Genomic DNA, 18,477 nt, shown 5'->3' on the forward strand with positions numbered 1-18,477 from the left:
CAAGTGGATCGTACTGACTTTGAGAATTGCGGTAGTCCCAGACAAGCCCTGAGACGCGCGATCGGCGGCGGGCCTTGGCTACGCACCATCCGGGACGCGTTTGCCCGCTGCCATCGCCGCCAATCTGCTGATACCGTGCAGACGCGGATCAGACGAACTGTCATTGCGCCGGTCCTCGATCGTGCCGCCATAGCCGAAATCGCGCCGCGGCTGCCGCACTTCCGATATCGAAAACCTATCCATTGCGGTTTGGGGCGACTCCGGGCGCTTGAGCGTATCCGGGACGCGCGACTGAAGACAGGTGATCGCAACCGCGATACAAAGACGTTGTATCGGAGCAGGCGAACCCAGCTCACCTGCACGGGTTAATCGGCGCCAGCTTGTATGGGCCGAAAAGGTATGGCCTCGAAGCAATCGTTTACGGTTACGATTGTAGAACTTGCGACACATTGTCGAGGCCGCAACATGCGCGCAACGCATCTCAGCCGAGATACATGAACGCCAGAAGTTTGGCACAATCCTTGAAGGGAAGTTGCGGTCCATATTGGCTGATCAAGGATTCGGAGTGATGGCTTACAAGATAATCGCCTCTCAGTGCACCGCGTGCGGAGCATGCGAGTTCGAATGTCCCAACGCCGCAATCAGTCTCAAGAACGACATGTACGTCATCAATCCGAAGAAATGCACCCAATGCGAGGGGCGTTTCGAGGCGCCGCAATGCGCCGTTGTATGCCCGGTGCCCGGCACCTGCGTACCAGCATAAAGGAGCGGTCGATGAGTGGCTCCGCAGCGCGCAGCGAATGTGAGAGGTTTGTCGGCGGCTATCACCTTTCCGGTCGATGGCCTGGTTGCGCCCGCTGCGCCCGAGAAGGCTGTGATCTCTGCGATCAGGCGCGCGCCGCAGCACTCGCCGGAATAGCCTAGCATCATCCTTACGTGGTTGGAGCGAACAATGGTAGCTGTAGAAGAGACGGTCGAGCGCGTCCGGCGCATCGACGTCGACCAGTATCGATATGGGTTTGAGACGCTGATCGAGTCCGACAAGGCTCCCAAGGGGCTGTCGGAAGACACCGTCCGATTTATCTCCGCGAAAAAGGACGAGCCGGCCTGGATGCTGGAATGGCGCCTGGAGGCGTTTCGCCGCTGGCTGACTATGACGGAGCCGACCTGGGCCCGTGTCAATTATCCGAAGATCGATTATCAGGACATCTACTATTACGCGGCGCCGAAGCCGAAGAAGGCGCTGTCCTCGATCGAGGAGATCGATCCCGAAATTCTCAAGACCTACGAGAAGCTCGGCATCCCGCTTCGTGAGGTCGCGATTCTGGAGGGCGTCGAACCTGCGCCCGGCGGCGAGCCGTCGGCCAGCCGCAAGATCGCAGTCGATGCCGTGTTCGATTCGGTTTCCGTTGCCACCACCTTCAAGGCGGAGCTGAAGAAGGCCGGCGTGATTTTCATGCCGATCTCGGAGGCGATCCGCGAGCACCCGGAGCTGGTGCAGAAATATCTCGGCAGCGTGGTGCCGACCTCCGACAACTTCTTCGCGAGGCTCAACTCGGCGGTGTTCTCCGACGGCTCGTTCGTCTACGTGCCGCCGGGCGTGCGCTGCCCGATGGAGCTGTCGACCTATTTCCGCATCAACGAGCGCAACACCGGCCAGTTCGAGCGTACGCTGATCATCGCCGACAAGGGCTCCTACGTCTCCTATCTCGAAGGCTGCACCGCGCCGCAGCGCGACGAGAACCAGTTGCATGCCGCCGTGGTCGAGCTCGTCGCGCTCGATGACGCCGAGATCAAGTATTCGACGGTGCAGAACTGGTATCCGGGCAATTCGGAAGGCAAGGGCGGCATCTACAATTTCGTCACCAAGCGTGGCGACTGCCGCGGCAAGCATTCGAAGATCTCCTGGACCCAGGTCGAGACCGGATCGGCGATTACCTGGAAATATCCGAGCTGCATCCTGCGCGGCGACAATTCGAGCGGCGAGTTCTACTCGATCGCGATCTCGAACGGCTTCCAGCAGGTCGACTCCGGCACCAAGATGCTTCACCTCGGCAAGAACACCTCGAGCCGGATCATCTCCAAGGGCATCGCGGCCGGCAAATCGCAGAACACCTATCGCGGCCTGGTCAGCGCCAACCGCAAGGCCACCGGCGCGCGCAACTATACCGCCTGCGACTCGCTTTTGATCGGCGACAAGTGCGGCGCGCACACCATGCCCTATATCGAGGCCAAGAATTCGTTGACGACGTTCGAGCACGAGGCGACCACCTCGAAGATCTCCGAGGACGTGCTGTTCTACTGCATCCAGCGCGGACTCTCGCAGGAAGAAGCCATCGGCCTGGTCGTCAACGGCTTCGTGAAGGGCGTACTTCAAAAGCTGCCCATGGAGTTCGCGGTGGAAGCGCAGAAGCTGATCTCGATCTCGCTCGAAGGGGCCGTCGGATAGTTGCATGTGCCGCGAGCATGCCAAATGCAGCTCGCCCTATGGAATGCTGTATTGCGGGATGAGCTAGTATGCCATTACTCGAAATCCGAGATCTGCATGTTCGTGTCGAGGGCCGCGAAATACTTCGAGGGCTCGACCTTTTGGTCAATGCCGGCGAGGTGCACGCGATCATGGGGCCGAACGGCTCCGGCAAGTCGACGCTCTCCCACGTCATCGCCGGCAAGCCGGGTTACGAGGTGACGGACGGACAGATTCTGTTTCGGGGCGAAGATCTCCTGGCGATGCAGCCGAACGAGCGTGCGGCGAAGGGCGTGTTCCTGGCGTTCCAATATCCGCTCGAGATTCCTGGGGTCGCCACCATGAACTTCCTGCGCACGGCGTTCAATGCCCAGCGCAAAGCGCGCGGCCAAGAGGAGTTCTCTACGCCGGCCTTTCTGAAGAGGGTTCGCCAGGTCGCCAAGTCGCTGAGCATCCCGCAGAGCGCGCTGAAGCGCGGCGTCAATGTCGGCTTCTCCGGCGGAGAGAAGAAGCGCAACGAGATCTTGCAGATGGCACTGTTCGAGCCGAGTCTATGCATATTGGATGAGATAGATTCCGGCCTCGATATCGACGCGATGCGGGTCGTGGCCGCCGGAATCAACGCGCTTCGTTCGCCGGACCGCGCGATCGTCATCATCACCCACTATCAGCGGCTTCTGAACCACGTCGTGCCGGATACCGTGCACGTGATGGCGAGAGGGCGCGTGAAGAAGAGCGGCGATAAGCACCTCGCGATCGAGCTTGAGGCCTCCGGATACGCCCGATACGGGGACGCGGCTTGAGGCCTCGATGGATTTTCAGATGAGTCCGGTTCCGGCTGAAACTGGTGCCGGCTGCACAGTGGAGAACGTGTTCGCTGCAGCGCGCGCACGGCTGCCGGGTGCGGGCCCTGTCCTCGATATCCGCACGAGGGCATTTGAGATTTACGAGCGTGCGGGCCTGCCACGCCGCCGCATCGAGAACCGGAAATACACTGATCCGCGCATGCTGATGCGCGATGTGCTCCCACTCGCCGCGCATCCCGATGCGGCTGCATTGGCGCGGGCGAGAGACGCGGTCCAGCAAGCGGCAATCGAGCGGGCGGCCAAGCTGGTTCTGGTTGACGGCGCCTTCGCGCCTGGACTATCTGATCTCGCCGAGCTCGAAAGTGGCATCGAGCTACGGACGCTGCGCGAAGTTCTGGAGAGCGCGGCCGCAGACGCCATGGCCGGCCTGGTGCTGTCGACGAGGGACGATCCGGTTATTTCGCTCAATACAGCGATGGTGACCGACGGCCTGGTGATGACCGTCGCTGCAGGCAGCGCGTTGAACCGTCCGATCCAGATCATTCACGTCGCAACCGGATCATCGGCATCCAGCTTTACGCGCTCATATCTGCACCTTGGAAACCGCGCGCATGTGGCCCTGGTGGAAAGCTTTGTCACGGCCGAAGGCGCGTCTGGCTACCAGGCCAACGATCTGATGATTGCTTTGCTTGGTGATGAGGCGGTCCTATCGCACCTTCGCGTGGCAGCAGATGCGGCCGATGCCGTGAACATCTCGTCCGGGATCACTGCGGTCGGTGCCAACGCGAAACTCAATTTGTTCAATATGACCGACAGTGGCGCCCTCAGTCGCTATCAAGCATTCATTACGCTGGCGGGCGAAGGAACAGAGCTCTCTGCCAACGGCGTCAACTTGATCAAAAACGAGCAATATGCGGACGCAACGCTCGTCGTCGATCACGCCGCGCCGCATTGCAGGAGCCAGGAGAAGTTCCGCACCGTCGTCAACGATCACGCTCGCTCGGTGTTCCGGGGACGTATCATTGTTCGTCCAGCGGCACGCAGGACTGACGGCAAGCTGACCGCGAGAGCGCTGCTCCTGTCTGACCAGGCCGAGGCTGATCTCAAGCCAGAACTCGAAATCATGGCCGATGACGTTACCTGCGGCCACGGCGCGACACTAGGGACGCTGGACCGGAATCTCCTATTTTATCTGCGCGCTCGTGGTCTGTCCGAATTCGATGCGCAGACGCTGCTGATTGAGGCATTTGTGGGCGAAGCCGTGGAGGAGATCGATAATGACAGCCTGCGCAATTATGCGGTCGGGCAGATCCAGCGCTGGCTGGAGGCGCGGCGATGAGCATGCATCCAGCGGTTAGCTCTGGCGCATATGACGTCGACCGACTGCGTCGCGAGTTTCCCGCGCTGGCCATGATGGTCCATGGCAAGCCATTGGTTTATCTCGATAACGCCGCATCTGCGCAAAAGCCGCAGGCAGTGCTCGACCGCATGATGCAGGCCTACTCCAGCGAATGTGCCAACGTCCATCGCGGATTGCACTATCTCGCCAACGCCGCAACAGAGGCCTATGAGGGCGCGCGTGCCAAGGTGGCAAAGTTCTTAAACGCGCGTCGAACCGAAGAGATTGTCTTTACCCGCAGCGCCACAGAGGCGATCAATCTGGTTGCCCAGAGCTTCGGGCGTGAGCATATCACCCCGGGCGACGAGATCGTCCTCTCGATCATGGAGCACCATGCCAACATCGTGCCCTGGCATTTTCTGAGAGAGCGCCTCGGCGCGGTCATCAAATGGGCGCCAGTGGACGACGATGGTAACTTTCTCCTCGACCAATTCGAAGCGCTTCTGACCGACCGTACCAAGATGGTCGCGGTCACGCAGATGTCTAACGTGCTCGGCACCGTCGTGCCGGTAAAAGAGGTGGTGAGGATCGCACGCGCTCGTGACATTCCCGTGTTGATCGATGGCTCGCAAGGGTGCGTCCATCTAGATGTCGATGTCTGCGACATTGATTGCGATTTCTACGTCATGACCGGTCACAAACTGTATGGTCCCACCGGCATCGGTGTGCTTTACGGAAAATATGCGCATCTCGCCTCGATGCCGCCCTTCAACGGCGGTGGCGAGATGATGCGTGAAGTCTCCCGTGACGGCGTCACTTACGGCGACCCCCCACATAGGTTCGAGGCCGGCACGCCGCCTATCGTCGAGGCGATCGGGCTTGGCGCAGCGACGGACTACATCAATTCGATCGGCAAGGCACAGATCCGCGGGCACGAGCGGTCACTCCTCGCTTATGCGCAGGAGAAGCTGCGGAGCATCAACTCCTTGCGCATCATCGGAACGGCGGCCGAGAAGGGCGCGATCATCTCCTTTGATATGAAAGCCGCGCATGCGCATGATTTTGCCACCCTTATCGATCGCGACGGGGTCGCAGTGCGTGCCGGAGCCCATTGCGCGATGCCGCTGCTCAAGCGCTTTGGCCTGCTTGCAACGTGCCGCGCATCCTTCGGTCTTTATAACACGCATGAAGAGATTGATGTGCTCGCGGGTGCGCTTGTCAAGGCCCAGAAGCTTTTCTCGTAAGGGGGGTAGACCTGCCACGATTTCAGTGGCTGGGCTGCCGATCCGATTGAATTCACGCCTGCGAGGTGGACAGGTGCAAATGTGCAATTGCGCCGGGTAATGAGCTATGCACGACTGGCCCGAGCGACGATGGATCGTCGTGGCGGCGTCGACAGGACCGACGCCTCTCGGCACTCGGGCATCGTCCAGGTACCCGCAATCCTCGACGGGCTTGTAGCGAATTTAAGACGTCGCCCGGCTGCTGTTGCCGTGTTTCGAACGGAACCAAACGAGGATCTCTCGAGACAGGGAGCGATGTCGGATTCGCAACAATCCTCCACCTCCATCGCAGAAGGAGCGCTAACTGACTGCAAACGCGTCAATTGTGATGCTTACACCGAGCTGGCACGCTGGTTGCAAAAGCTTTGGCCGAAGGCCGGAATCGTAACAGCAAACATCTGAAGGACATCAGCATGAGTCTCGCCACGACCCAGAGCATCGCAGAAATCAGGGCGCGAAACAAAGAGCTGATCGCCGAGGTGCTGAAAGTCTATCCGGAGAAGACCGCGAAACGGCGCGCGAAGCACCTTAACGTTCACGAGAGCGGCAAGTCGGACTGCGGGGTCAAATCCAACATCAAATCCATACCCGGCGTGATGACGATCCGCGGCTGTGCTTACGCGGGCTCCAAGGGCGTCGTCTGGGGGCCGATCAAGGACATGGTGCATATCAGCCACGGTCCGGTCGGCTGTGGCCAGTATTCGTGGGGTTCGCGGCGCAATTATTACGTCGGCACGACGGGCGTCGATACGTTCGTGACCTTGCAATTCACTTCCGACTTCCAGGAAAAGGATATCGTGTTTGGCGGCGATAAGAAGCTCGTCAAAGTCATGGATGAGATACAGGAGCTATTCCCGCTCAACAACGGCATGACCATCCAGTCGGAATGTCCGATCGGGTTGATCGGGGACGATATCGAAGCGGTCTCCAGAAATAAGTCCAAGGACTATGGCGGCAAGACGATTGTGCCGGTTCGCTGCGAGGGGTTCCGCGGCGTGTCGCAATCGCTTGGCCACCACATCGCCAACGACGCGGTGCGTGATTGGATATTCGACAAGAGCGGATCGAAAGGCGAACCGAAGTTCGAATCGACGCCTTACGATGTCGCGATCATCGGCGACTACAATATCGGCGGCGATGCCTGGTCATCTCGAATTCTGCTCGAGGAAATGGGCCTGCGCGTGATCGCACAGTGGTCGGGCGACGGGTCGTTGGCGGAGCTCGAGGCTACGCCGAAGGCAAAGCTCAACATTCTGCATTGCTACCGTTCAATGAACTACATCTCGCGTCACATGGAAGAGAAGTTCGGTATTCCCTGGTGCGAGTACAACTTCTTTGGCCCTTCAAAAATTGTAGAATCCCTGCGCAAGATCGCGAGCTACTTCGACGATAAGATCAAGGAGGGTGCCGAGCGGGTGATTGAAAAATACCAGCCGCTGGTGGATGCCGTGATCGCTAAGTATCGCCCGCGCTTGGAAGGCAAGACCGTGATGCTGTTCGTCGGCGGGCTGCGTCCACGTCATGTGATCGGTGCATATGAGGATCTCGGCATGGAGGTCGTCGGCACTGGATACGAGTTCGGTCACAATGACGACTATCAGCGCACCGCCCAGCACTATGTGAAGGACAGCACGCTCATCTACGACGACGTCAATGGCTACGAGTTCGAGCGCTTTGTCGAAAGGATACAGCCCGATCTCGTCGGATCGGGCATCAAGGAAAAATACGTGTTCCAGAAGATGGGTGTGCCGTTCAGGCAGATGCATTCCTGGGACTACTCGGGGCCTTATCATGGCTATGACGGGTTTGCGATCTTCGCGCGCGACATGGACATGGCCGTCAACTCTCCGATCTGGAAGAAGATGAAGGCGCCCTGGAAAGATGTTCCGAGCCGCAATCTGATGGCTGCTGAGTGACGGAACAGATCTCCGCTCTCCGCCGGGAGCTGAGCGACATCAATCACGATATCTAAGAAGGGTCTTACTTATGCCGCAGAGTGCCGAACACGTGCTCGATCACTTCGACCTGTTCCGCGGTCCGGAATACCAGCAGATGCTGGACAACAAGAAGATGTTCGAGAACCGGCGCGATCCCGCCGACGTCGAACGCGTCAGGGAATGGACGAAGACAGCCGAATATCGCGAGAAGAATTTTGCGCGAGAAGCATTGACGGTCAACCCGGCGAAGGCCTGCCAGCCGCTCGGCGCGGTGTTCGCCTCGGTTGGGTTCGAAGGCACGCTGCCCTTCGTGCACGGCTCCCAAGGCTGTGTGGCCTATTACCGAAGCCACCTGTCGCGACACTTCAAGGAGCCAAGCTCCTGCGTCTCCTCGTCGATGACGGAAGACGCTGCCGTATTTGGCGGCCTGAACAACATGATCGACGGGCTGGCCAACAGCTATCATATGTACAAACCCAAGATGATTGCCGTCTCCACCACCTGCATGGCCGAGGTGATCGGCGACGATCTCAATGCCTTCATCAAGACGTCAAAGGAAAAGGGTTCGGTTCCGGCCGACTTCGACGTGCCATTCGCGCACACGCCGGCCTTCGTCGGTAGCCATGTTACCGGCTACGACAATACGCTCAAAGGCATCCTGGAGCATTTTTGGGACGGCAAGGCCGGAACAGCGCCGAAGCTCGAGCGCAGGCCCAACGATAAAATCAACCTCATTGGTGGTTTCGACGGCTATACAGTCGGAAACCTACGCGAGATCAAGCGCATCTTGGACTTGATGGGTATCGAATACACCATCCTCGCCGACAATTCCGACGTGTTCGATACACCGACGGACGGCGAGTTCCGGATGTATGACGGGGGCACCAGATTGGAAGATGCCGCGAAGGCGGTTCATGCCAAGGCAACGATCTCCATGCAGCAGTGGTGCACGGAAAAAACCCTGCCCTTCATCGCCGACCACGGCCAGGAAGTCATCGCCTTCAATTACCCGCTGGGCATTTCCGCAACGGATGAGTTGGTCATGACGCTGTCGCGCATCAGCGGCAAGACCATCCCGGAGGAATTGGCGCGCGAGCGCGGTCGTTTGGTCGATGCGGTCGCTGATTCCAGCACGCACATCCATGGCAAGAAATTCGCGATCTATGGTGATCCAGATCTCTGCTATGGGCTGGCTGCCTTCCTGCTCGAGCTTGGCGCCGAGCCGGTCCATGTGCTGTCCACAAACGGCAACAAGCCCTGGGAGGAGAAAATCCAGGCGCTGTTTGCGAGTTCGCCATTTGGGCAGAATTGCCACGCCTATCCAGGCCGAGACCTCTGGCACATGCGCTCGCTCCTGTTTACTGAACCTGTCGATTTCCTGATCGGAAACACCCACGGGAAGTATTTGGAGCGCGACACAGGCACGCCGCTGATTCGTATCGGCTTTCCAATTTTTGATCGGCATCACCATCACCGCTCTCCGATTTGGGGATACCAGGGCGGCATGAACGTGCTGGTGAAGATCCTCGACAAGATCTTCGACGAGATCGACAAGAAAACCAGCATCCTCGGCAAGACCGACTACAGCTTCGACATCATTCGTTGATCGATGCGCGTGCCATCGCCGGCGAAAGTCGGCGATGGAAGGACACGACCACCTGATCTTGCAGATAGCTTCGGTTGAGAGGGAAGATGTCGATGAGTTCTCTACCGGCTATGGTCCAGGGCATCTTTAACGAACCGGGCTGTGCCAGGAATGCCAACAAGTCGGATGCCGAGCGCAAGAAGGGTTGCACCAAGCAGCTGCAGCCGGGCAGCGCTGCGGGCGGCTGCGCCTTCGACGGCGCAAAGATCGCGCTGCAGCCTTTCACCGACGTAGCTCACCTGGTGCACGGTCCGATCGCGTGCGAAGGCAATTCGTGGGACAACCGGGGTGCGGCGTCTTCGGGCTCAAGCCTGTGGCGTAGCGGATTTACAACCGACATGACGGAAACCGACGTCGTATTTGGAGGCGAGAAGCGACTCTACAAGGCGATCAAGGAGATCGTCGACAAATGCGACCCGCCCGCCATCTTCGTCTATCAGACCTGTATTCCCGCCATGATAGGCGATGATATCGATGCGGTCTGCAAGTCTGCATCGCAAAAATTCGGCAAGCCGATTATCCCCGTCAATGCGCCGGGCTTCGTCGGTTCCAAGAATCTCGGCAACAAGCTGGCCGGCGAGGCTTTGCTCGAGCATGTCATTGGAACGCAGGAGCCGGAGTACACGACGCCGTACGACATCAATCTGATCGGGGAGTACAATCTGTCCGGGGAGCTTTGGCAGGTCAAGCCGCTGCTGGACGAACTGGGAATCCGCATTCTCTCCTGCATTTCAGGTGATGGCAGATACCGCGAAGTCGCCTCGTCGCATCGGGCGCGCGCGGCCATGCTGGTCTGTTCGAAAGCGATGATCAATGTCGCGCGGAAGATGGAACAGCGCTATGGCATCCCGTTTTTCGAAGGTTCATTCTACGGTATCCAGGATTCCAGTGATTCATTGCGGCAGATTGCGCGGCTCTTGGTCGAGCGCGGCGCAGCGGAAGAGCTGATTGCGCGTACCGAGGCGGTGATCGTGCGCGAAGAGGCGCGGGCATGGGCAGCCATTGAGCCGTATAAGCCGCGCTTCAAGGGCAAGAAGGTCTTGTTGATCACGGGCGGCGTCAAATCCTGGTCAGTCGTCGCCGCATTGCAGGAGGCCGGCCTCGAGCTGGTCGGAACCAGCGTCAAGAAATCCACCAGTGAAGACAAGGAGCGCATCAAGGAGTTGCTGAGACACGATGCCCATATGATCGAGGACATGCCGCCGCGTGAGATGTACAAAATGCTGAAGGATGCGAAAGCGGACATCATGCTCTCAGGCGGAAAGTCCCAGTTCGTCGCACTCAAAGCGGCGATGCCATGGCTCGACATCAATCAGGAGCGTTGCCACGCCTATCTGGGCTACGTTGGAATGGTCAAGCTGGTTTCAGAGATTGACAAATCGCTGTCAAACCCGATGTGGGAACAGCTGCGTCGACCGGCGCCCTGGGACGCGTTGGCGAGGGCGTTGCAGACGCATTCCCAGAGTCCTGACTCCGTCTCCGATCCGGCGCTCAAGCAGACGTCGCACCGCGCGAAGAAGATCTGCTTCTGCAATACAGTCGAGCTTGGCACGATCGAGGATGCCATTCGTTCGCGTGGCCTGACCAGCGTCGAGGCAGTCAGACAGCACACCAATGCGGTCGGCGGCTGCTGCAGACGCCGGATCGAGAACCTTCTGGCCTCTTCTCCGTCCGCAATGCAGGCCGCGGAATAGGACGCTGTCATGGCTACCGTCTCGATGCCGAAGAAGGCCTGCGCGGTCAATCCGCTGAAGATGAGCCAGCCGATCGGTGGCGCATTCGCCTTCATGGGGCTTCGTGGAGCGATGCCACTGCTGCACGGCTCCCAAGGCTGCACGTCGTTCGGGCTGACGCTGTTTGTGCGGCATTTCAAGGAGGCGGTACCGCTGCAGACCACCGCCATGAGCGAGGTCGCGACCGTTCTCGGCGGCTATGACAATCTCGAGCAGGCGATCCTCAATATCTACAATCGCACCAAGCCAAAGCTCATCGGGATTTGCTCGACCGGAGTGACCGAAACCAATGGTGATGATGTTGACGCCTATATCAAGCTGATCCGAGACAAACATCCGCAAGTCGCCAAGTTGCCTCTGGTCTATGTCTCGACGCCCGATTTCAAAGACGCGTTCCAGGATGGCTGGGAGAAGGCCGTGACGCGCATTGTCGAGGTGCTGGTGGAGCCGCGTGCGGTCAAGGCGCCGCGCAATCCCTCGCAAGTAAATGTGCTTCCAGGATGCCACCTCACGCCGGGTGATCTGGATGAACTCAGGGTCATGCTGGAGGATTTCGGGCTACAGCCATCCTTTCTGCCCGATCTGGCGGGATCGCTAGATGGGCATATCCCTGACGAGTTTACGCCAACAACCATCGGCGGCATTGGGGTCGACGAAGTCGCCAACATGGGCCGGGCCGGCTGGACCATCGCAATCGGTGCGCAGATGCGGCGCGCGGCGGAAGCCATGCAAGCCAAGACCGGCGTGCCATTTCGCCTGTTCGAGCGGCTGTGCGGCTTGATTCCCAACGACGAATTCATCGCGTTTCTGAGCGAAATCAGCGGTCGTCCGATACCACCGAAGTATCGACGCCAGCGCGGACAGCTCGCTGATGCGATGCTGGATGCGCACTTCCATATCGGCGGCCGTAGACTTGCGATCGGTGCCGAGCCGGACCTGTTGTTCGACCTGTCCAGCATGCTGCACGAGATGGGCGCGCAGGTGGAGGCAGCCGTCACGACGACACAGTCGGCGGTGCTAAAGAAGATCAGGACCAGCGAGGTGCTGGTTGGCGATCTCGAGGATCTGGAAACGTTGGCCAAGACCAGGAACTGCGATTTGCTGATCACCCATTCGCATGGCCGGCAAGCCGCGGCGCGGCTGAAGATTCCGTTTTATCGCGCGGGCTTTCCGATGTTCGATCGGATTGGCGCCGGACATCAATTGTCCGTCGGCTATCGCGGCACGCGCGACCTTATCTTCGATATCGCCAATCTCGTGATTGCCGACCGCGAGGAGAATCATCAGCCAACGCCGGATCGCTGGCGAATCTCGGCACTGCCGTCAAAGTCCGGCCGCCGTAATGGCTTCATCGAGGCGACAGAGAGGTCGATGGCATGAGAGTGGCATTCGCGACCCAGGACCTGAGGCGCGTTGACGCGCATTTTGGCTGGGCCAGAAACATTGTGATTTACGATGTCGCGCCAGGCGGGCACGTGTTTTTGAAGGCCATCCAGTTCGACGGCGATCTCAAGGAAGACGGCAACGAGGACAAGCTTGCGCCGAAGATCGAGGCAATCAAGGATTGCGCCATCCTCTATGTCGGTGCCATCGGCGGCTCTGCCGCCGCGCGTGTGGTGGCCAACAAGATCCATCCCATCAAGGTCAACAAGCCCGAGAACATCCTCGGGTTGCTCGAAAAGCTCCAGCGCGTCCTGAAAGGGACGCCACCTCCCTGGCTGCGGAAGGCCTTGGCGAAGGACCGCAAGCGCACGTTCGACCTTGACGAGTGAGGACGAGTTGACTGTGGCTGCAGAAACGGTGCAATCCGAAACCGCGCTCGACGCTCCGTTCGTCAAAGAACTGCTCAAGGTTTGGCGCGCTGAGGAGACCAACGCAGCGTGGGAGAGCAAGAGCGATCTCGAACTCCTCGAACCTTACGTTCTGGATAAAGCGAAGCGGCGTGAGTTGCCAATTGTCGGCGATCCCGATCCCGATACGGTCTGGCGGTTGGAGCTATTCTTCAATGCGGTCGCGCTCTCGATCGAAAAGGCGACCGGTGTGATGATCCAGCCGATGCTGAAGATGCACCATGAAGGTTTTGGCCGCATGGTGCTGATCGGCGGGCGGCTGATTGTGGTGAACAAGCAGTTGCGCGACGTCCACCGCTTCGGCTTCGACAATTTCGCAAAACTCGCAGACGAGGGAGGAAAGTATATCGGAGACGGGATCAGGATGATTCAGAAATTCCCTGACGTGGCGAATTATTGAGGGCGGCTCATGAGCGATCGTGAAACACTGAAAGCAGAGTTGAAGAGGCTGTCGGCTAAGGCGCTGCAGGCCAAAATGGATCTGCACGACCTTTCGGAGGAGTTACCCGTTAACTGGACCTCGATCATCGCGGTGGCGCGGAAGGCGCACGATGCCTACGCCGAACTCGAGCGCAAGAGCCAGGATCTGAAGCGGCTAGAGAAAGCTTAAAAGGATATCGGATCATGTCACTTACCACGCGCGACGGCCGGAACTGGACGCCGGACTACCTGAATTCAATCGACGCCAAGAAATGCATCGGCTGCGGCCGCTGCTTCAAGGTCTGTGGTCGTGACGTCATGACGCTGAAGGGGATCAACGAGGAAGGCGAACTTGTCGACCTCGACGATGATGACGATGAGATCGAGAAGAAAATCATGGTGATGAACGATCAGGGCGCCTGTATCGGCTGCGGCGCCTGCGCCAGGGTTTGTCCCGCCAACTGCCAGTCGCACGTCTGCGGCGCTGCGGCAGCGGCTTGAGCGCGCTGTGTCCAGCTCTCCCAGACGTCGCGCAATAGTTGAAGCAAATCCGCTCGCCTATCATTTCTAGCCGGCGCTGAAGGCAAGTTGCCCTTGTCCTATCGCACGAGTCGACTTTGGCCGATGAGCGCTCTCGGGCGAGCCCGGGCCGTCTGCAGAGTCTAAACAGCCCGGATTGCTGGTGATGCCATGGCCGGTGGACCGTCGTTGTGCGATCGGTAGCCCACGGCAAAGGCATCTGATGGCTAAGGCGCGCACGGTCGCAAAATCGACAGTGGCTCAATCACGACTTTGGCAATGAGGAAGCATCGTCATGTGGTCGGTGTCGTGGCATCAAGGATCGGTCAGGGCAACTTGAGATCAGCCCGGAGTGAGGTCACGCGCCGGGGAACGAGCGCGTTGCCGATGCGTTTCGGTATGATGCTGAGAGCGTCCGGTTACATTTCAAAATCAACTGGTGTCGAGGCCTGCCTGTATCGGCGCTGGCACTTATGTTCGGATATCGTTGTCCTGGAGCCGTCTCGCCCGCTACGCTCAGTCAAAAGAGCAGCCGCCAATCGCCGCGTCGCCGCGATTGAGTAGCACCGATGTGCGCGACACTTGATGGCATCGTGTCAGGTTATTGTAAGCTAGGCCTTCTATCCCTGTCGGCGAGCTCGATCGGCACGGGCTCAGGTGCAAGAAACCATGCCGACAGGAAAGTTGAATCTGATGTATGGACGAATTGTTGGCTCATCGAGCCAGTCCGCCGGCGCTAGCCAAGCTGACGAAGCCGGTCCGTCGTCAGATAGTGGCCGCTTTGCGGATACGCTTGCAGGCATGCATCCGGGTAGTTCGTCGTCGGCTGCAACATATTCTCTCGATCCTCGCGCCCCGATCGTGGAGATCAAAAGGAGTTCCTGGAAAAGAGAGGTGAAAGCCTTTCATGGCAATGACATCAAGAGCATCGCTGAGAATCCACAAGAGTACTCCGATTTTGTATCCAAGAAAGCTGTTCGCACAGCAACGGTTGCTAAGCTGTACGGTGGCACTGACGAGGACGGAGATGAGACGCGATATTTCAGCTATCAGCTGGGAGACAAAAGTGTCGGGCTTCTCAGGACAGAAGGTGGATTCCGTATCAAGGCTGATCAATTTCGCGAGCAGTTTCCGGGGCGAAAGGGGATTACGTCTGTCGTCGACTTGAGGATCACGCATCCGCTCGTCGAGAACGCTGGCGACATCCTGCTGGAACATCAACTTCGGCTTGACGGCGAGCGCGCGTTGGTCATGTCGCGTCCTGCCCTTGCCGGTATGGAACCGCGTTTGGCAGAGATGGGTTTCGTCCACTTGGGTGACTTGGGTGAGCCACTGGGCAACAACTGCTGGGTGCTTGACCCTAACCACAGCGATAAATGGACGAAGAACTCCGAAGGGAAATGGCAGCGGGCAGGCAAACCTGAGATGTATCTTTCAAAGATGGAAAGCGGTGATGTCGATACAGAAGCAAGCAGCGAAGCCGAGCTGAGCGAAACGGATAGTGAGGCATCATCATCTGATGATGATCTTTCTTGGTATTTTCTGCAGAGGATGAATCTGGCCTGAGGAGGAAAGGCGGGAGCGCTCACCAGGGGCGAGCGCTCCCGCCTATGCCGCAGTCGCCGGCATGAATGCGACCGCACTCGCAAATTCCAGATGACTGCCACGGATGGTAAAGGAGGAGGGGATGTTCCGCTCAAGTCGAATCCATTTCGTCTCGAGCATGATCTGAACCCGAAGGTCGTGTCAGCGCAGAGTGCGCCGCGGTTTTGTCTCGCAACAAGCACGAAGCGGAGATCATACTCGAACAACAGCCCCTTGGCCAAACAGCGTCGGCTGCGCGACCGGCGCGCTCCTGGGCCTCAACCGCGGCGACCGCCGTCATGTTGAGCACATCGCGCGCCGTCACGCCGGGGGTGAGGATGTGAGCCGGCCGCGCCGGTCCGATCAGGATCGGGCCGACCGGCAAGGCATTCCCCAGCACCTTGATGGTCTGATAGGCGATGTTGGCGGCGTCCAGCGTCGGCATGATCAGGATGTTGGCCTCGCCCTCCAGCCGCGACTGCGGCAGCACGGCCTTGCGCGCGATCTCCGAGAGCGCGGTGTCGGCCTGCATCTCGCCGTCGGCCTCGATCTCCGGATGCCTGTCCTTGAGGAGCTGCGTGGCGCGGCGCATCTTGCGCGCCGAGTCGGTGTCGTAGCTTCCGAAGTCGGAGTGCGAGACGAAGGCGACCTTGGGCTTGAAGGCGAAGCGCTGGGCGTGAACCGCGGCCAGTGACGCCACCTCGGCGAGTTCCTCGGCGCTGGGATTCGGCCGAACCTGGGTGTCGGCGAGGAAATAGGCGCCCTTGGTCGTGATCATCAGCGACAGCGCCGCGTAGTCGTTGATCCCCGGCAGGAAGCCGATGATTTCACGGACATGGCGCAGATGGCTCATGAAGCGGCCCTCGACCCCGCACAGCATCGCATCGGCCTCGCCGCGCGACACCGCGAGCGCCGCGATGACCGTGTTGTTGGTGCGGACCACCGTGCGCGCCGCGTCGGGCGTCACGCCGCGCCGGCCGGCGACGTCGATATAGGACTGCACATAGGAGCGGTAACGCGGATCGTCCTCGGGATTGATCAGGTCGAAGTCGCGGCCGGCCTTGATCGCGAGGCCGAAGCGCTTGATCCGGGTCTCCACCACCGACGGACGTCCGACCAGGATCGGCCGCGCCAGCTTCTCCTCGAGCACCACCTGGGTGGCGCGCAGCACGCGCTCGTCCTCGCCTTCGGCGTAGATCACGCGCACCGGCTGGGTCTTCGCCTTGGCGAACACCGGCTTCATGGTGATGCCGGAGCGGAACGCATAGCGCTGCAGCTCGGCACAGTACTCATCGAAGTTCTTGATCGGCCGGGTCGCGACGCCGGATTCGATCGCGGCCTTGGCCACCGCCGGCGCGATGCGCAGGATCAGGCGCGGGTCGAACGGGCTCGGGATCAGCGAGCCCGGACCGAACCCCTGGGTCTCGGTGCTCTCGAAGCCATGGGCCACGGCGTCCGACGGCGGATCGCGCGCGAGCTGCGCGATCGCATCGACCGCGGCATGCTTCATCGCCTCGTTGATCGCGGTGGCGCCGACATCGAGCGCGCCGCGGAAGATGAACGGGAAGCACAGGACATTGTTGACCTGGTTCGGGAAGTCCGACCGTCCGGTGCAGATCATCGCGTCGGGCCGCGCCTGGTGCGCCTCGTCCGGCATGATCTCCGGCACCGGATTGGCGAGCGCCATCACCAGCGGCTGGTCCGCCATCTGCTTGACCATCTCGGGCTTGAGCACGCCCGGTGCCGACAGGCCGATGAAGATGTCGGCGCCGGGAATGACGTCCGCCAGCACACGCGCGTTGGTCGTCTGCGTATAGACCGCCTTCCAGCGGTCCATCGTGGTGTTGCGGCCCTCATAGACGACGCCGTCGATATCGCAGACCCAGATGTTCTTGCGCTGCGCGCCCATCGAGACCAGCAAATTGAGAGTTGCGATCGCGGCCGCCCCGGCGCCCGAGCAGACGATCTTCACATCGGCAAGCTTCTTGCCGTTCAGCAGCAGCCCGTTGACGATCGCGGCCGCGACGATGATCGCGGTGCCGTGCTGGTCGTCATGGAACACCGGGATCTTCATGCGCTCCTTGAGCTGTGCCTCGATCTCGAAGCACTCCGGGCCGCGGATATCCTCCAGATTGATGCCGCCGAAGGTCGGCTCCAGCGCCGCGACCGTTTCGACCACGCGCTCGATGGTATCGGCCTTGATCTCGATGTCGAACACGTCGATGCCGGCGAACTTCTTGAACAGCACCGCCTTGCCTTCCATCACCGGCTTCGAGGCCAGCGGCCCGATATTGCCGAGGCCGAGCACCGCGGTGCCGTTCGACACCACCGCCACCAAATTGGCGCGGGCGGTCAGAGTGGCGGCCTCGGCCGGATTGGTGGCGATCTCGGTGCAGGCGGCGGCGACGCCTGGCGAATAGGCCAGCGCCAGGTCGCGCTGGTTGGCGAGCGGCTTGATCGCCTGAATTTCGAGTTTGCCCGGCCGCGGCAGGCGGTGATAGGCGAGCGCCGCGTTGTGGAGTTCTTCAGACGATGACGACATGCACTCCCCCCTCGGCCCCGCACTGAAATTCGGTGGCCGGACGTAAGACTTAAGGCAAAAGCGGGATGACAGGTATGCCGCGAACGACCGCTGTATTCAGCTCATCCAGCAAGTAGTCGGCAAAAACCGGAATATGGACGGAAGTCCGAGGAAGTACGCTTGACGATAAAGCGTCCATGCTCGCGGGATTGATCTCCATCGCAGCCTTTTAGCGGTTGCGCATGCGATGCCCCAGATCGCGCAGAAAGGAGAGGCGATTCTTGCAGGGCTGACCGAACGGTGAGTGATGAAAGGCTTGTGACGAATGCGCAATAGGTCCAGCCAATCCTGTCTGTGCGATTTGCGGCCTCAA

General features: G+C 59.8%; 14 protein-coding genes and 1 pseudogene. 14 read left to right on the forward strand and 1 reads right to left on the reverse strand.

What is annotated here, in order from left to right; all coding sequences use genetic code 11:
* Positions 1–568 precede the first annotated feature (568 nt).
* From P6U25_RS08720 to P6U25_RS08785, 14 genes are all read left to right on the forward strand, one after another.
* Positions 569–763, forward strand: a complete 195-nt coding sequence (locus P6U25_RS08720) for a 4Fe-4S binding protein (protein WP_280973463.1) — start codon at positions 569–571, stop codon at positions 761–763.
* A 189-nt stretch (positions 764–952) separates the two neighbouring features.
* Entirely contained in the window at positions 953–2,449 is a 1,497-nt protein-coding gene (gene sufB, locus P6U25_RS08725; protein ID WP_280973461.1) for a Fe-S cluster assembly protein SufB, read from the forward strand.
* A gap of 68 nt (positions 2,450–2,517) precedes the next feature.
* Positions 2,518–3,270 carry a Fe-S cluster assembly ATPase SufC gene (gene sufC / locus P6U25_RS08730; RefSeq protein ID WP_407151041.1) on the forward strand — a complete coding sequence of 251 codons (753 nt, stop codon included), beginning with the start codon at positions 2,518–2,520 and terminating at the stop codon, positions 3,268–3,270.
* Positions 3,271–3,289: 19 nt separating this feature from the next.
* The gene (sufD, locus tag P6U25_RS08735; RefSeq protein ID WP_407152466.1) at positions 3,290–4,612 is read left to right on the forward strand and encodes a Fe-S cluster assembly protein SufD; all 1,323 of its coding nucleotides are present in this window, start codon (positions 3,290–3,292) and stop codon (positions 4,610–4,612) included.
* A gap of 2 nt (positions 4,613–4,614) precedes the next feature.
* Positions 4,615–5,856, forward strand: coding sequence for a cysteine desulfurase (locus tag P6U25_RS08740; RefSeq protein WP_280978237.1), 1,242 nt, complete (start codon positions 4,615–4,617; stop codon positions 5,854–5,856).
* Positions 5,857–6,308: 452 nt separating this feature from the next.
* Entirely contained in the window at positions 6,309–7,811 is a 1,503-nt protein-coding gene (nifD, locus tag P6U25_RS08745; RefSeq protein ID WP_407151042.1) for a nitrogenase molybdenum-iron protein alpha chain, read from the forward strand.
* 70 nt (positions 7,812–7,881) lie between these two features.
* On the forward strand, positions 7,882–9,438 hold the full coding sequence (gene nifK / locus P6U25_RS08750; protein WP_407151043.1) for a nitrogenase molybdenum-iron protein subunit beta: 1,557 nt from the start codon (positions 7,882–7,884) through the stop codon (positions 9,436–9,438).
* A 92-nt stretch (positions 9,439–9,530) separates the two neighbouring features.
* A complete protein-coding gene (nifE, locus tag P6U25_RS08755) occupies positions 9,531–11,171 on the forward strand; it encodes a nitrogenase iron-molybdenum cofactor biosynthesis protein NifE (protein WP_280978236.1) in 1,641 nt (546 codons plus the stop codon).
* Positions 11,172–11,180: 9 nt separating this feature from the next.
* Positions 11,181–12,590 (forward strand): nitrogenase iron-molybdenum cofactor biosynthesis protein NifN, encoded by a 1,410-nt coding sequence (nifN, locus tag P6U25_RS08760; protein ID WP_280973457.1) that lies wholly within the window; start codon positions 11,181–11,183, stop codon positions 12,588–12,590.
* Positions 12,587–12,982, forward strand: coding sequence for a nitrogen fixation protein NifX (gene nifX / locus P6U25_RS08765; protein WP_280973456.1), 396 nt, complete (start codon positions 12,587–12,589; stop codon positions 12,980–12,982). The genes nifN and nifX overlap by 4 nt, the downstream gene beginning before the upstream one ends.
* A gap of 7 nt (positions 12,983–12,989) precedes the next feature.
* Positions 12,990–13,460: a NifX-associated nitrogen fixation protein gene (locus P6U25_RS08770; RefSeq protein WP_280978235.1), complete on the forward strand. Its 471-nt coding sequence runs from the start codon at positions 12,990–12,992 to the stop codon at positions 13,458–13,460.
* A 9-nt stretch (positions 13,461–13,469) separates the two neighbouring features.
* Complete coding sequence (locus P6U25_RS08775; RefSeq protein WP_280973455.1) at positions 13,470–13,670, forward strand: CCE_0567 family metalloprotein; 201 nt, start codon at positions 13,470–13,472, stop codon at positions 13,668–13,670.
* A 14-nt stretch (positions 13,671–13,684) separates the two neighbouring features.
* Entirely contained in the window at positions 13,685–13,981 is a 297-nt protein-coding gene (gene fdxB / locus P6U25_RS08780) for a ferredoxin III, nif-specific (RefSeq protein ID WP_280973454.1), read from the forward strand.
* 687 nt (positions 13,982–14,668) lie between these two features.
* Positions 14,669–15,565: a host specificity protein gene (locus P6U25_RS08785; RefSeq protein WP_407151044.1), complete on the forward strand. Its 897-nt coding sequence runs from the start codon at positions 14,669–14,671 to the stop codon at positions 15,563–15,565.
* 231 nt (positions 15,566–15,796) lie between these two features.
* Here the strand turns inward: P6U25_RS08785 and P6U25_RS08790 are convergent.
* Positions 15,797–18,125: pseudogene (locus tag P6U25_RS08790) on the reverse strand (NADP-dependent malic enzyme).
* Between the last annotated feature and the right edge of the window lie 352 nt (positions 18,126–18,477).

Origin of the sequence: Bradyrhizobium sp. ORS 86 (genome assembly GCF_045571475.1) — a bacterium.
Lineage (GTDB): Bacteria > Pseudomonadota > Alphaproteobacteria > Rhizobiales > Xanthobacteraceae > Bradyrhizobium.

Excerpts from the sequence above, each read along its gene's own strand:
- P6U25_RS08720 (WP_280973463.1), top strand. The coding sequence starts at position 569 with ATGGCTTACAAGATAATCGCCTCTCAGTGCACCGCGTGCGGAGCATGC.
- sufB (WP_280973461.1), top strand. The coding sequence starts at position 953 with ATGGTAGCTGTAGAAGAGACGGTCGAGCGCGTCCGGCGCATCGACGTC.
- sufC (WP_407151041.1), top strand. The coding sequence starts at position 2,518 with ATGCCATTACTCGAAATCCGAGATCTGCATGTTCGTGTCGAGGGCCGC.
- sufD (WP_407152466.1), top strand. The coding sequence starts at position 3,290 with ATGAGTCCGGTTCCGGCTGAAACTGGTGCCGGCTGCACAGTGGAGAAC.
- P6U25_RS08740 (WP_280978237.1), top strand. The coding sequence starts at position 4,615 with ATGCATCCAGCGGTTAGCTCTGGCGCATATGACGTCGACCGACTGCGT.
- nifD (WP_407151042.1), top strand. The coding sequence starts at position 6,309 with ATGAGTCTCGCCACGACCCAGAGCATCGCAGAAATCAGGGCGCGAAAC.
- nifK (WP_407151043.1), top strand. The coding sequence starts at position 7,882 with ATGCCGCAGAGTGCCGAACACGTGCTCGATCACTTCGACCTGTTCCGC.
- nifE (WP_280978236.1), top strand. The coding sequence starts at position 9,531 with ATGAGTTCTCTACCGGCTATGGTCCAGGGCATCTTTAACGAACCGGGC.
- nifN (WP_280973457.1), top strand. The coding sequence starts at position 11,181 with ATGGCTACCGTCTCGATGCCGAAGAAGGCCTGCGCGGTCAATCCGCTG.
- nifX (WP_280973456.1), top strand. The coding sequence starts at position 12,587 with ATGAGAGTGGCATTCGCGACCCAGGACCTGAGGCGCGTTGACGCGCAT.
- P6U25_RS08775 (WP_280973455.1), top strand. The coding sequence starts at position 13,470 with ATGAGCGATCGTGAAACACTGAAAGCAGAGTTGAAGAGGCTGTCGGCT.
- fdxB (WP_280973454.1), top strand. The coding sequence starts at position 13,685 with ATGTCACTTACCACGCGCGACGGCCGGAACTGGACGCCGGACTACCTG.
- P6U25_RS08785 (WP_407151044.1), top strand. The coding sequence starts at position 14,669 with ATGCCGACAGGAAAGTTGAATCTGATGTATGGACGAATTGTTGGCTCA.